This window comes from Sphingobacterium bovistauri, assembly GCF_020295405.1.
GTDB classification, from domain to species: Bacteria; Bacteroidota; Bacteroidia; order Sphingobacteriales; family Sphingobacteriaceae; genus Sphingobacterium; species Sphingobacterium bovistauri.
In genome coordinates, this window is the sequence record NZ_JADEYP010000040.1 from 1 (window position 1) to 14442 (window position 14442).

15 protein-coding genes are annotated in these 14442 nt (G+C 35.1%); 6 read left to right on the forward strand and 9 right to left on the reverse strand.

What is annotated here, in order from left to right; all coding sequences use genetic code 11:
* Positions 1-201 precede the first annotated feature (201 nt).
* The 3 genes from nth (at position 202) to IPZ78_RS16000 (ending at position 3294) form a co-directional block, all read left to right on the forward strand.
* Positions 202-870 (forward strand): endonuclease III, encoded by a 669-nt coding sequence (nth, locus tag IPZ78_RS15990; RefSeq protein ID WP_225554990.1) that lies wholly within the window; start codon positions 202-204, stop codon positions 868-870.
* Between the two features lie 108 nt (positions 871-978).
* Positions 979-2004 carry a recombinase RecA gene (gene recA / locus IPZ78_RS15995; RefSeq protein ID WP_225554991.1) on the forward strand — a complete coding sequence of 342 codons (1026 nt, stop codon included), beginning with the start codon at positions 979-981 and terminating at the stop codon, positions 2002-2004.
* Between the two features lie 123 nt (positions 2005-2127).
* Positions 2128-3294, forward strand: coding sequence for a dicarboxylate/amino acid:cation symporter (locus IPZ78_RS16000; protein ID WP_225554992.1), 1167 nt, complete (start codon positions 2128-2130; stop codon positions 3292-3294).
* A 39-nt stretch (positions 3295-3333) separates the two neighbouring features.
* On the opposite strand, the gene IPZ78_RS16005 is transcribed toward IPZ78_RS16000, so the two are convergent.
* The 9 genes from IPZ78_RS16005 to IPZ78_RS16045 form a co-directional block, all read right to left on the reverse strand.
* Positions 3334-4029, reverse strand: a complete 696-nt coding sequence (locus IPZ78_RS16005) for an ABC transporter ATP-binding protein (RefSeq protein ID WP_225554993.1) — start codon at positions 4027-4029, stop codon at positions 3334-3336.
* 19 nt (positions 4030-4048) lie between these two features.
* The gene (locus tag IPZ78_RS16010) at positions 4049-5527 is read right to left on the reverse strand and encodes a DUF5687 family protein (RefSeq protein WP_225554994.1); all 1479 of its coding nucleotides are present in this window, start codon (positions 5525-5527) and stop codon (positions 4049-4051) included.
* 137 nt (positions 5528-5664) lie between these two features.
* On the reverse strand, positions 5665-7299 hold the full coding sequence (gene pruA, locus IPZ78_RS16015; RefSeq protein WP_225554995.1) for an L-glutamate gamma-semialdehyde dehydrogenase: 1635 nt from the start codon (positions 7297-7299) through the stop codon (positions 5665-5667).
* A 134-nt stretch (positions 7300-7433) separates the two neighbouring features.
* Complete coding sequence (locus tag IPZ78_RS16020) at positions 7434-8303, reverse strand: helix-turn-helix domain-containing protein (protein WP_225554996.1); 870 nt, start codon at positions 8301-8303, stop codon at positions 7434-7436.
* A 9-nt stretch (positions 8304-8312) separates the two neighbouring features.
* Entirely contained in the window at positions 8313-8855 is a 543-nt protein-coding gene (msrA, locus tag IPZ78_RS16025) for a peptide-methionine (S)-S-oxide reductase MsrA (protein WP_225554997.1), read from the reverse strand.
* Between the two features lie 179 nt (positions 8856-9034).
* Positions 9035-9643 (reverse strand): superoxide dismutase, encoded by a 609-nt coding sequence (locus IPZ78_RS16030; RefSeq protein WP_225554998.1) that lies wholly within the window; start codon positions 9641-9643, stop codon positions 9035-9037.
* Positions 9644-9747: 104 nt separating this feature from the next.
* A complete protein-coding gene (locus tag IPZ78_RS16035; protein WP_225554999.1) occupies positions 9748-10218 on the reverse strand; it encodes a nucleoside deaminase in 471 nt (156 codons plus the stop codon).
* A 1-nt stretch (position 10219) separates the two neighbouring features.
* Positions 10220-10555 (reverse strand): tRNA-binding protein, encoded by a 336-nt coding sequence (locus IPZ78_RS16040; RefSeq protein ID WP_225555000.1) that lies wholly within the window; start codon positions 10553-10555, stop codon positions 10220-10222.
* A gap of 9 nt (positions 10556-10564) precedes the next feature.
* Positions 10565-10780, reverse strand: coding sequence for a hypothetical protein (locus tag IPZ78_RS16045; RefSeq protein WP_225555001.1), 216 nt, complete (start codon positions 10778-10780; stop codon positions 10565-10567).
* A gap of 51 nt (positions 10781-10831) precedes the next feature.
* Between IPZ78_RS16045 and IPZ78_RS16050 the strand changes: the two genes are divergently transcribed.
* The 3 genes from IPZ78_RS16050 to IPZ78_RS16060 all read left to right on the forward strand — a co-directional run bounded on the left by IPZ78_RS16050 (position 10832) and on the right by IPZ78_RS16060 (position 14372).
* The gene (locus tag IPZ78_RS16050; RefSeq protein ID WP_225555002.1) at positions 10832-11446 is read left to right on the forward strand and encodes a porin family protein; all 615 of its coding nucleotides are present in this window, start codon (positions 10832-10834) and stop codon (positions 11444-11446) included.
* A 184-nt stretch (positions 11447-11630) separates the two neighbouring features.
* Positions 11631-12416, forward strand: coding sequence for a succinate dehydrogenase cytochrome b subunit (locus IPZ78_RS16055; RefSeq protein WP_225555003.1), 786 nt, complete (start codon positions 11631-11633; stop codon positions 12414-12416).
* 21 nt (positions 12417-12437) lie between these two features.
* Positions 12438-14372, forward strand: a complete 1935-nt coding sequence (locus IPZ78_RS16060; RefSeq protein WP_225555004.1) for a fumarate reductase/succinate dehydrogenase flavoprotein subunit — start codon at positions 12438-12440, stop codon at positions 14370-14372.
* Positions 14373-14442 lie beyond the last annotated feature (70 nt).

Sequence of the window (14442 nt, forward strand, 5' to 3'; positions counted from 1 at the left end):
TATAAACTCTTCTATTAGCAATAAAACAGAATCCAAAACTGTCAATAATTACAAAATATCCAAAATATCCTCTGTATCCAAGTATGCAGCTTAACAATTAGAAGTTTTCTTAAAAATCGAAATAAAACAAAGAAGCTGCCCTTTTTGGACAGCTTCTTTGTCTTTTTATGTACAACGTGATTAAAACATTATCTTTGTATCATGTTGAAAAAAGACAGATACAAGGCTTTTGTAGAATATTTCTCTACGCACAATCCAGACGCACAAACTGAGCTTCACTATAGTAATCCCTTCGAACTATTAATCGCAGTTATCCTTTCAGCACAATGTACAGATAAACGTATCAATCAAATTACTCCAGCATTATTTGAAAGGTATCCAACTCCTGAATCTTTAGCAGAAAGTTCGGTAGAAGAGGTGTTTTCTTTTATCAGATCAGTCAGCTACCCAAACAACAAAGCAAAACATTTAGTTGGAATGGGGCAAAAGTTATTGTCAGAATTTGGAGGCATAGTTCCAGAGAAAATAGAGGATCTAGTCAAATTACCAGGAGTAGGACGCAAAACAGCGAATGTTATCTCATCAGTCGTATACGACAATCCTACTATGGCTGTAGATACACATGTATTTCGAGTGAGCAATAGATTAGGTTTAACAACAAGAGCCACCACCCCGCTAGCAGTTGAAAAACAACTGGTGAAATTCCTTCCTGTAGATACCATTAAAATTGCACATCATTGGTTAATTCTTCACGGTAGATACATTTGCCTTGCCAGAAAACCAAAATGCGAACAATGTCCCATTACTTACTTTTGTAAATACTTCGAAAAGACTTATAAAGCAAAAGTTATCAACACCGTTGAAGAATAAGCGAATTTCATCGTAATTTTAATACAATTAAAAATAACTAATTTTTTTAGCAAAAAGTTTTGTTAATATAAAATATAATCTTACATTTGAAATGTTAATACTAAAAATATGAGCAACGCAGATAAATTAAAAGCATTACAGCTTACTCTTGATAAATTAGAAAAATCATACGGTAAAGGTACCGTGATGAAATTAGGTGACTCCGCTGTAGAACCTTTAGAGTCTATCTCGACAGGATCGTTGGGATTAGATATCGCGTTAGGTATTGGTGGTGTTCCTAAAGGTCGAATTATTGAAATATATGGGCCAGAATCTTCTGGTAAAACAACTTTAGCTACTCATATCGTGGCTGAAGCGCAAAAAGCGGGCGGAGTTGCAGCATTTATTGATGCGGAGCATGCTTTTGACAAATATTACGCACAGAAATTAGGCGTGGATATAGAAAACCTATTAATCTCACAACCAGATAATGGAGAGCAAGCTTTAGAAATTGCGGATAATTTGATTCGTTCTGGCGCAATAGATGTCATTGTTATTGACTCTGTAGCAGCATTAGTACCCAAAGCAGAAATTGAAGGCGAGATGGGTGACTCGAAAATGGGATTACAAGCACGTTTGATGTCACAGGCTTTACGTAAATTAACGGGAACTATTTCTAAAACAAATTGTTGTTGTATTTTCATCAATCAATTGCGCGAGAAAATCGGTGTAATGTTTGGTAACCCAGAGACAACTACTGGTGGTAACGCATTGAAATTTTATGCTTCAGTACGTTTGGACATACGTCGTACTTCACAAATTAAAGATTCTGACGAAGTATCAGGTAACCGCGTAAAAGTAAAAATCGTCAAAAATAAAGTCGCTCCACCATTCCGAATTGCTGAATTTGATATTATGTTTGGTGAAGGTATTTCGAAAGTTGGTGAAATTATTGACTTAGGTGTTGAATACAACATTATAAAAAAAGCAGGATCTTGGTTTAGCTATGGAGATACAAAACTTGGACAAGGACGTGACGCTGTTAAAAACTTATTGTTAGATAATCCTGATTTATCAGATGAACTAGAAGCTAAAATCAGAGCAGAAGTAACAGGTGAAGCCTTAGATCAAAATCAACTGAATAACGAAGAATAATTATTCTTCATATACTGAAAAACGCTTTCCATTTTTGGGAAGCGTTTTTCATTTAAACCCTTTTTACCTATTAATACTAAAAACAGTCAATTTTTATATTTTATTTATTTCGTATTTTAGGGCATGAAAAAATTATGGAACAATCTGCTCTTCCGTGTCGTTATAGCCATTACCTTAGGAATACTACTTGGAAAAATATTACCTGAATCTATAGGAAATATATTCGCAACTTTTAATGGTCTCTTTGATCAATTATTAAAATTTTTAATTCCTCTAATTATTGTTGGTCTTATTATACCTGCTATTGCCAAATTAGGTAATACCGCAGGTAAAATGCTGTTAACAACAGTTATAATTGCCTATGGTTCTACACTTTTCGCGGGGTTTTCGACGTATTTTGCAAGTTTATCCATCTTTCCTTCCTTAATAGAAAACCAAACCTTAACCACTATAGATGAAGCTGGTAAAAGTTTAAAACCGTATTTCACGCTAGAAATCCCTCCATTCTTTGATGTAATGGGCGCTTTAGTTTTTTCATTCTTAGTAGGAATAGGTTTGTCTAGATTACAGCATTCAAAATTAGCTGAAGTAAGCTATGATTTTGAAAATATCATTTCATTTATAATCGAAAAAGTAATCATTCCTCTTTTACCCCTATTTATATTTGGCATTTTTCTAGATATGACTTATTCAGGAAAAGTATTAATCATATTAAATGTATTCGTAAAAATTATTGGGGTCATATTCGCTTTGCATATTATCTTGCTCTTAATTCAATTTATCATAGCTGGTGCTATAGCTAAGAAAAATCCTTTCAAATTACTCGCGACAATGATGCCTGCGTATTTCACGGCTTTGGGTACACAATCCTCAGCAGCGACCATTCCTGTTACACTAGCTCAAGTGAAAAAAGCGGGTATCTCTGATGAAGTAGCTTCGTTTGTCGTGCCACTTTGTGCGACTATACACCTTGCAGGTAGTACATTAAAAATAGTAGCTTGCGTCATCGCACTTATGCTATTGCAAGGCATGCCTATAGAATTTGGGCCTATGGCTGGATTTATCTGCATGCTAGGTGTAACCATGATTGCGGCACCTGGAGTGCCTGGCGGTGCTATCATGGCTGCTTTGGGAATTATTACATCTATGTTAGGTTTCAATGCAGAAAATCAAGCATTAATGATCTCACTATATATTGCAATGGATAGTTTTGGTACTGCTTGCAATGTGACTGGAGATGGTGCTATAGCCATTGTAGTAGATAAACTCTTTGGAAAGAAAACATCTTAATAAAACTAAAGGCTTCGAATAATTCGAAGCCTTTAATTTTTATACTGAGAATATGGTATTCAATTCTTCCAATGTTTCTGAAGAAGTTTCGATATCCTTTACCAATTTACCTTTTTCTAAAGCTATTATTCGATCAGAAATCTCAACAATATGCGAGAGGTCATGACTTGAAATAATAATTGTAACATTTTTTTGTGTTATCAGTTCTCTTATGAGATTCTTTAGACGAAATTGAGAACTTGGATCAAGATTAGCAAATGGTTCGTCTAAAATAATTAATTCAGGATTACCAATCAAAGCGCCAATAATACCAACCTTCTTTTGGTTACCCTTTGACATATCACGGATGTATTTATGCTTATTAAGAATTTCACCGTTAAAAAACTCTTCGTATTGCAACACAAAAGCATCTACTTCTTCCTTACGCAAACTATTTAATTCGCCAATAAAATAGAAATATTCTTCTGGTGTGAGATATCCGATTAGAAAAGACTCGTCCAAAAAAGAACCTGTGAATTTTTTCCATTTTTCATTCGCATGGACGTTTACATCATTGATCCGAATTTCACCACTACTTGGTTGAATCAAATCTAATAACAGACTAAATAAAGTTGTTTTACCAGCTCCATTATTCCCAACAAGCCCTACACTCTCTCCTTTTCTAATATTTATATTTTCTAAATCTAAAACTTTAACACCGTTATATTCTTTAGACAAATTTTGTATACTTATCATATTTAACAATTAAAATCAGTTAACCTCTTTGTTTGAACCCTTCTAACATCTTAAAACGGTTAGCAAGATATAATTCCACCAAACCATTAATAATCACTTTACGAAGTATTAATCCGATCAAACCAATACCAATCAATACTAAGTTTGCTGTATTTTGATCACCAAAAGTCTTTACAACAAACCATATCACCAAAGGAATTATTATTATTGGCAAACCTACCAACCATTGTGCTGCGCCTATCCCTTGGTAATTAAACATATTCCCATTAGAAAGATCAATATATTTTTTGTTAAAAGCACCAAAACAAAGCAAAATCGGGACGTTAATACCGGCATTATAAATAGCACAGGCTACATTAATATACACAATCTCCGATCCAAAATAAATATAAGCTGTACTCAATACAGTCAGAATTAAGATCGAAATATACATCAGCATTGCCTTAGCTTCCAAATAAGTTTTCATGGTGATAGGTCTAGTTTGCAACAACGGAAAATAAGAGCTATCCCATGCTGGGATGAATTGACCAAAGTTGATAATGAAAATACCTGTCATAAAAATACCAACAAAAATGAGCATACTGGAATTTGCGTACATTGGATTGGTATAAAACATCAAGCCATAAGCTAGAAAGCCTAAACTTACATAGACTGCTGTTTTAGCGCGTTTATTACGCCATAGAAGTTTAAGGTCAAGCTGTATAAATGGCGATAAATCTCCAAATCTATTCGTCCAACTTAAATCTGAAGCTTGATACGTCTTTTGTTTACTATCAAGATAAGAATCTAAATAAAGGTTGGATTTTATATCTCTAAATGAAAGCCAATAACTTAAAATGACCAACACAACTGGTAAAGCACCTAATATAGGGTAAGCCAAAACCAAATCGAAAAATCCTCCAAAAAGCTCACTAACAGAAAAAATTGAATAATGCTCTAATACAACCAAAACCGTACATAATAGTACAAATGGAACCAATGCTTTAAGATTCGTAGAAAATCTTCGTTGCACCCAAAGGTTAAAGAAATTTAATGTAAAAACAAAGCCCAATAAACCAAGCAACCAACCAAAAAGTGCTAAAAAAGAGTAACTAGAATTATTCAAATTGACAATTGCAAATGGTATTGCTACTGCAAGTGCTAGAATATTATAGAATGAGAATACAGATTTAAACAATAAAACATGTACAATTCGACTTTTTGAAATACGCTGTGTAAGCAATGGTTTAATTTTTATTACAGGTAAATTTTGCAACAAAAAACGCAAACAAAACTCAAAAGCTAACCAATAGAGAAGATAATTATTTATAATCAGAATAGGCTCTTCATTGGGAAATAACTTTTCAGAAGCCGCATACAACCCGATGCCTAACAATAAAAACACAATCAGAAAATACAAACCAATAAAGCCCATGAAAAGCTTAATCGCAATACTTTTCCCCGCGTTCGCAGACCTAAAAAATGATTTCCATTCTAGCTTAAGAAGGTTTAAAAACATAAAAAGAATAATTTTTAGAACGTAACCAAAAAACTAATCTACCAATTTTTGATTGCAGAATATATTTTTTTACATAAAAACTAAAAAGCTCCGAGAAAATCCCGGAGCTTTTAACCTAATCAAACATTAATATTATATTATTCTTCAGATAAGAAAGGATATCTATAATCCGTATCTGGATTAAATGTTTCTTTGATTGTACGTGGAGAAACCCAACGTAATAAATTGATCATCGAACCAGCTTTATCATTCGTACCCGAACCTCTAGCACCGCCAAACGGTTGTTGACCTACTACAGCACCAGTACATTTATCGTTGATATAGAAGTTACCTGCTGCATTACGCAATTCATACGTAGCCTTATCAATTGCATATCTATCTTGAGAAATAATAGATCCTGTCAAGGCGTAGATAGAAGTAGAATCTACTAACTTCAACGTTTCTTCAAATTTAGCGTCTTCGTAAACATAAATTGTTAACACAGGGCCAAATAATTCTTCGGATAAAGTTTCGTAATCTGGAGTTTTTGCCAAGATAACTGTTGGATGAATAAAGTACCCCTTTGACTTGTCATACTCTCCACCAATTACCACTTCAGCATCTGCTGATTCTTTTGCTCTGTCGATATATTTTGTGATTTTATCAAAAGCTTTCTCATCGATAACAGCATTAATGAAGTTTGAGAAATCTTCAGTTCCACCAATTTTGAATGATTTGATATCCGTTTCCATCAAACCTTTCAACTCAGCCCACAAAGATTGAGGAATATAAGCACGAGAAGCAGCAGAACATTTTTGACCTTGGAATTCAAAAGCACCACGAACCAATGCAGTATTCAATACTTTGATATCAGCAGAAGAGTGTGCCATGATAAAATCTTTACCACCAGTCTCCCCTACAATACGTGGGTAAGTTTTGTAACGATGAATATTCTCACCGATAGTTTTCCAAATATCTTGAAATACGCCTGTAGAACCTGTGAAGTGAATACCCGCGAAATCAGGATGTTTGAAAATCACATCACCTGCATCTGGACCCGACACATATACTAAGTTGATAACACCGTCAGGAAGACCAGCTTCTTTGAAGATCTGCATCAATACATTAGCCGAATAAATTTGCGTATTCGATGGTTTCCATACAACCACATTACCCATCATCGCCACGCATGTTGGCAAGTTACCAGCGATTGCTGTAAAGTTAAATGGTGTCAAAGCAAATACAAAACCTTCTAAAGGACGTTGCTCTAAACGGTTCCATATACCTTTGCTATTCGCAGGAGGTTGTTGTTGGTATATTTCAGACATGTACTTAACATTGAAACGTAAGAAATCAATGATTTCACATGCTGAATCAATTTCTGCTTGATAAGGACTTTTTGATTGTCCCAACATCGTAGCAGCATTTAATTTGTAACGATATTTTGTAGATATTAACTCTGCAGCTTTTAAGAAAATAGCAGCACGTTGCTCCCAAGGTAAATTTTCCCAATCATTTTTAGCCGCTAATGCTGCATTGATTGCATCAGTCACATGTTGTTTTGTACCTTGCGAATAATATCCTAAAACGTGTTGGTGATCGTGTGGAGGCGTAAGCTTTACTTTCTTGTCTGTACGAACTTCTTCTGCACCAATGTACATTGGAACATCAATTTCTTGCGCTCTAGCTTCAGCTATTGCAGCTTTCAACATTGCACGCTCTGTCGTACCGGGAGCGTATGAATATACAGGCTCATTAATTGGAGCCGGAACATTGAAAAATCCTTTTAACATGATAGTATTTATTTGAGGTAAATTTACAAATAAAAGGTAAAATTGAGTTTTACCCTATTTATCCATCAATAAACATATTCTATCATATAAATTCACAAGTCCATATATTTTATTGATATACAAACCAATTTAAGTTACATCTCCAAACTATGCGCTTGAATATACTTTTTGGGAGACATTTTGGTGATTGCTTTGAAAACACGATTAAAATGCACAATATTATTAAAGCCTACTTGAAAAGCTGCCTCAGCGATATTTTCAGATTTATTGTTTAACAATATTTGACAAGCCTTCTCGATACGCACCTCATTCAAAAAAGTAATATACGTTTTCATCGTATGTTTTTTGAAAAACTTACAAAAAGAAGTTGGGGTCATATGTACAAGTGAGGCAACCTGATCAACAGAAATATCTTCCTGATACTTATCAAATGTAAATTTGTACACTTGACTGATACGGACGCCATCTTTGTCCGAATAACTCATATCTCGTACCCCAGAATACAATGAAATAGCATCATTGCGATGTTGTGTCAATGCATGTAAAAGTTGCAGAAACTCTGTAAAACGGGGCATCCCCGTTTTTACCATCAGATTTGTAAAAAAATGTATCATTGATTCCGAAATCGAACGGTCTAACATCTTCGATGTATGTAGTTCATTTAGATAGTCACGAACAGATTCAAATTCAGGAATATGATATAACTTTTTCATCCGCTCCAAATTCACAAAAATGTGAATAGCATGAATATCGCCCCTTTCCTCTTCTACTTCCACCTCTCTATCGAACATATGAGGTTCATTGGGTTTAAGCACGAAAATATCTCCAGATTGAAATGACTGCATCACATTACCGACCATTATCGTTCCCTTTCCACGCAAAACATAGGTTATCTGCGCTTCGTCATGACGGTGATAATAGTTATAAAAATTTTCTTTTTTATCTTCTAAAACAGCAAAGACTCCCTCGCCATAGACAGAAACGGTAAATTGAATTGGTTTCATATAGCGAATCTACTTGTTCTTTAGTTTATTCGCGAACACTTTCTTCACTTTTTCCACTTTCGGGCGTGCCACCAATTGACAATACATCTCATTAGGATTATTGTTGTAATAATTTTGGTGATAATCTTCTGCTTGATAAAATTTATCAGCCATTTCTATAGTAGTCACAATTGGATTATCATAAGCTCCAGATTTATTTAGTGCGGAGATATAATAACGGCTCCTCTCCTCTTGTTCTTTATTAACAGGAAAAATAGCAGAACGATATTGTGTCCCGACATCATTACCTTGACGATTCAATTGTGTAGGATCATGCATTGTAAAAAACACTTCCAACAGTTCATCGAAAGTAATTTTTGTAGTATCATATGTGACTTTTACGGCTTCGGCATGCCCTGTATTTCCGGTGCATATTTGAGCATATGTGGGATTTTCTGTATACCCACCAATATACCCCGAAACTACAGTATCCACACCTTCTAACAGCAATATTGGGGCTTCAACACACCAAAAACAACCACCAGCCAATATGGCAACTTCTCTATTTTCCATTTTTATTCCCTCCACTTTAACATATTCTCTACTCAACTTCGACTTACTTTGACAAGAAGACAAAAACATTATCGAAATGATAAATATGACTAGATTGAAAATTTTCATATCACATCAAATTTAAAAAATAAAGGCGACATACATGATGTCGCCTTTCAAACCTTGTATCAAGATCCTAATTATTTAGCTGCTGCATAATTAGCCGCTACAGCATCCCAATTAATTACATTGAAAACTGCATCTAAATAAGCAGGACGCTTGTTTTGATATTTTAAGTAGTACGCATGTTCCCACACATCAATACCCAAAATAGGAGTTCCTTTTACTTCTGCCACATCCATTAATGGATTATCTTGATTAGGTGTAGAAGTCACCGCCAATTTACCATCAGCAGTAACGATCAACCAAGACCAACCCGAACCAAAACGTGTCGCTCCAGCGTTTTGCAATTGTGTTTTTAATTCTGCGAAAGAACCAAACGTTGCATTGATAGCATCAGCTAACTCACCTGTAGGCTCGCCACCAGCGTTAGGACCTAATACAGACCAAAACAATTTGTGGTTGTAGTGCCCACCACCATTATTGCGAACAGCAGCAGAGTATTTACTAATATTTTTGATAATATCTTCCAAAGATGCATTTTCAGCGTCAGTACCAGCGATAGCTTTATTTAAATTATCTACATAAGCTTGGTGGTGACGATCATGATGGATTTCCATCGTATCTTTATCAATATGAGGTTCTAATGCGTCATTTGCGTATGGTAACGCTTCTAATTCAAATGCCATAGTTACTTATTTTTAAATTATTGAATTTTAATATTAAAAGACAATACGAATATAACAATTCATATGCCTTAATGTTTCATTTAAATGCCATTTTGTGGAAAACTTTAGCGCTTGCTCTTAAAAAATTGCTGCATTAATTCACGACATTCAGCCTCCATGACTCCTGCAATAACTTCTGTTTTTGGATGAACAATTTTAGGATTTATAGACGCATATCCTCTTTTTTCGTCTTTAGCTCCATACACAATTTTGGATATTTGTGTCCAATAAGAAGCTCCTGCACACATTACACAAGGCTCAACAGTCACATAAAGTGTACAATCCTTTAAATATTTACCGCCCAAATAATTAGCTGCAGCGGTAAAAGCTTGCATTTCCGCATGTGCAGTTACATCATTTAATCGTTCAGTAAGGTTATATCCCTTTCCGATTATTTTTCCATGTGAAACTATTATGGCTCCTATAGGCACCTCATCTTCTTCATAGGCTTTTTGAGCCAACTTGTAAGCTTCTCTCATATACATCTGGTCAAGATTCATATGCGAAGCGTCGTCTTCAAAATTATATATCGTCATTTTAAATTAATTTTGCCCCATTTGGCAAAGTTCTTTCTACACTTGTCAAAACAATATCACCATTAACATCAGCAAATCCAGTAACAAGACATTCTGACATAAATTTCCCTATTTGTTTCTTCGGGAAGTTTACTACAGCTACAATTTGTCTACCAATTAAATCTTCTTTTGAATAATGTTTGGTAATTTGTGCGCTTGATTTAAGAAGACCTATTTCTTGTCCGAAATCTATTACCAATTGATAAGCTGGTTTTCGAGCCTCCGGAAAATCGTTAGCTTCCAGCACTGTACCGACACGTAGATCAACTTTTTCAAAATCTCCCCAACTGATTTCCATATTTAATTGTTACAATCTATTACTTGTTAAATCTGCCAATTGTTTTGAGAGTGTGAAGATAACATACTCTTGAGTACGTTTCAAACGTTTTGCCAATCTATTTATAAGTTGATTTTCTTCGCCCTCATTATAAGCTAGATCCTCATCAGATAAGTGGTTATATTTGCGTTGGAGCTTTAATTTAAGAATTTCCCAATCAGAATTAGTAATTTTAAGGCTTGACATAATTTAAAAAATGATTTTATAATTTTGAAGGTCTAAAATAACATTTATTCTATGAAAAAAACAATATTATTGGGATTATTGGCTGTTACTGCATTTATCTCATCAGCAAATGCACAAGATTTCAAACTTGGTATTAAAGCAGGTTTTAATGTAGCTGAGATCAAAGCAGACAAAGAGATTTTCAACAACGAAAACAGTGTTGGGTATTTAGCTGGTATATTCACACGATTAGGTGGTGATAAATTTCATATCCAACCCGAAGCATATTTCACCAGCAAAAGTGCAAAAATTCACCCCGAAGCTGAGGATGCTGGTTCTAATTTAATTAAAGGTGATTTAAAATTCACAAACATAGATGTACCGGTACTTCTAGGAACAAAATTCCCTATTGGTCCAATTAAATTAAAGTTACAAGCTGGACCTTTATTTTCATTTGTTGTAGATGAGAACAACCCATACAAGGACAATGTAAATGGTGCACTTGATGAATTAAAAGAATATAAAGACAAATTTTCTTCAGTAGTGGTAGGTACAGGTGTAGATTTCAGCAAATTCATCATCGATGTACGTTATGAATATGGATTAGGAAACATGAGCAAAAACGAAAGCGCTGGAAAACAGACGCTTAATTTATGGACTATAAGCTTAGGATATAGCTTATTTTAAAAATCACTAAAATCCATAGGTTCGTATTAGATAAAATATGAGCCCAGATAATCTAAAACACAATACCTGACATTACACAGACATTGCTTAGAACAATTCTAAATTATATCTTTTTTATGTGTTTAAAGTCATTTTAATAAATGATTAGGTATTTTTGCAAGAAAAATTTAAACATTAAAGGATAATGAGTAGTAAATCAAAGCCGCTATTTAGTTCTTCTCTAGGTAAGAAATTAATCATGAGCTTAACAGGACTATTTTTATGTACGTTCCTAGTAATTCACTTGATTGGTAACTTACAGTTATTTCAGAATGACGAAGGCTATGCATTCAACAATTACGCGTATTTCATGACGAATTTCGCGCCTATTAAAGTAGTATCATACTTACTTTATGCTTCTATTATCATCCATGCTGTCTACGCATTAATCTTGACGACGAAAAACAAAGCTGCTAGACCTATTGGCTACAACCAGTCAGCTGGTAATGCAAACAGCAAATGGAATTCTCGCAACATGGGTATCTTGGGTACTATTATTTTAGTATTCCTAGCTACACACTTACAGCATTTTTGGTTTCAATACAAATTCGGTTCTACTCCTTTTATTGAGTATAATACTGAATTAGCTACTGGCAATCGTCAAACTATTGCATCAGATCAATTACCATCAAACTACGATGGTTACAAAATCTACGTAAACAATGGGGTAGAAACTATTCAAACAAAAGATTTGTACAAGCAAGTAGCTTATACATTCCAAAATCCATTAATCGTCTTATTGTATTTAGTTGCAATGGCAGCGTTGTCATTTCACTTAATTCATGGCTTTCAATCTGCATTCCAGACTATAGGTTTCAACCACAGAAGATATATCGGAATTGTTAAGTCAATTGGTATTTGGGTTTTCGGAGTGATTATCCCTATTGCATTCGCTGCAATGCCATTGTATTTCTTTTTCAAAGGTTTGTAATCTCTATTTAAAAATAAAGATATGTTAGATTCTAAAGTACCAGCAGGCCCATTAGCCGAGAAATGGTCAAAACATAAATTCAATATGAAGTTGGTAAATCCTGCCAACAAACGTAAATTTACTATTATTGTAGTAGGTACAGGATTAGCAGGTGCTTCTGCAGCTGCATCTTTAGCTGAATTAGGGTACAATGTAAAGACATTCTGTTACCAAGATTCACCACGTCGTGCGCACTCTATCGCAGCACAAGGAGGTATCAATGCAGCTAAAAACTATCAGAATGACGGTGACTCTGTCTTCCGTTTATTCTATGATACAATCAAAGGTGGTGACTACCGTGCACGTGAATCAAACGTACACCGTCTAGCTGAAAATTCAGTACATATCATCGACCAATGTGTGGCTCAAGGTGTTCCTTTCGCTCGTGAATATGGTGGTTTATTAGACAACCGTTCTTTCGGTGGTTCACAAGTTTCACGTACATTCTATGCGCGTGGACAAACTGGACAACAATTATTATTAGGCGCATACTCTGCATTGAACCGTCAAATCCATAAAGGTAAAGTTAAATCCTACACTCGTCACGAGATGTTGGATTTAGTAAAAATTGATGGTCAAGCAAGAGGTATCGTCACTCGTGATTTAGTATCGGGTAAGATTGAAACACACGAAGGTCATGCTGTATTATTGTGTACAGGTGGCTATGGTAACGTGTTCTTCTTATCAACTAACGCTATGGGTTGTAACGTAACAGCTTCTTGGAGAGCGCACAAACGTGGCGCTTACTTCGCGAATCCTTGTTATACACAAATCCACCCTACTTGTATCCCTGTTACAGGTGATCACCAATCAAAATTAACGTTGATGTCAGAGTCATTACGTAATGATGGTCGTGTATGGGTTCCAAAAACTAAAGAATTAGCTGAGAAAATCCGTAAAGGAGAATTGAAAGCTGCAGATATCAAAGAAGACGACAGAGATTATTTCTTAGAGCGCAAATACCCTTCATTCGGTAACTTAGTACCTCGTGATGTAGCATCTCGTAATGCTAAAGAAATGGTAGACGATGGTCGTGGTGTTGGTAAAACGGGCTTCGCAGTATACTTAGATTTCGCAGACGCTATCAACCGTATGGGTGAAGATACAGTACGTGCTAAGTATGGTAACTTGTTCGATATGTATCACAAGATTACAGATGAGAATCCATATAAACAACCAATGCGTATCTACCCTGCTGTTCACTATACAATGGGTGGTGTATGGGTTGATTACAATTTGATGACGACGGTACCAGGATTATACTGTTTAGGAGAAGCTAACTTCTCTGACCACGGTGCAAACCGTTTAGGTGCTTCTGCATTAATGCAAGGTCTGTCAGATGGTTATTTCGTAATTCCTTACACTGTAGGTGATTATTTAGCTAATTTAGGATCATTTGCTCCTGTTGATAAAAATCATCCAGCATTCGAACAAACACGTAAAGATGTAGAAGATAACATCAACAAATTATTAGCACTGCGTGGTACTAAAACGGTTGATGATATTCACAAAGAATTAGGTCACATCATGTGGGAATACTGTGGTATGGCTCGTACAGCAGAAGGCTTAACAAAAGCTAAAGGCTTAATTCAAGACTTGAAAAAAGAATTCTGGACTAATGCAAATGTATTAGGCGAGAATGAAGAGATGAATATGTCTTTAGAAAAAGCTGGTCGTGTAGCTGACTTTATCGAGTTAGGTGAATTAATGGTTGACGATGCATTGAATCGTGAAGAATCATGTGGTGGTCACTTCCGTCTGGAATCACAAACAGAAGAAGGTGAAGCGAAACGTAATGACGAAGAATATGCATACGTAGCTGCTTGGGAATACACAGGTGACAATCAACCAGAAGTTCTTCACAAAGAAGAGTTGGTATTCGAAAATGTTAAGTTAACACAAAGAAGTTATAAATAGATCTGAGTTGTTAGATGTGAGATAATAGATAAATACTAATGTCTCACATCCAGACTCTCAAATCTCAAAT